We start from the raw sequence: 289 nt of genomic DNA, 5'->3' as shown, positions 1-289 counted from the left end.
GAACAGGGCTGCGGTGATCGAGCCCGCCATGCCGCCCGAGGGTGCATTGTCGAGATCGGCGATGCCGGGTTCGATCTTCGCCTCGTAGGGCGCCCAGAACGGCATCCGCCAGAGCGGATCGGCCACCGCGCCCGAGGCCGTTGCCAAGGCCTGCGCGACGCCTTCGTCATCGGTGTAGAACGGGTGAATGTCCGGCCCCAGAGCGACTCGCGCCGCTCCCGTCAGCGTCGCCATGCAGACCATCAGGTCGGGCGGGGTCTCATCGGCATAGGCCAGCGCATCGGCCAGC

At 69.2% G+C, this 289-nt stretch carries 1 pseudogene; it reads right to left on the bottom strand.

The features are described from left to right. A pseudogene (locus tag B3D39_RS16340) lies at positions 1 to 289 on the bottom strand (leucyl aminopeptidase family protein); the annotation flags it as partial.

It is taken from the genome of Thioclava sp. UBA3469, from assembly GCF_002378135.1.
GTDB lineage: Bacteria > Pseudomonadota > Alphaproteobacteria > Rhodobacterales > Rhodobacteraceae > Thioclava > Thioclava sediminum.
Note: the sequence above shows the minus strand (reverse complement) of the source record. Positions and strands in the feature narration are given on the sequence as shown.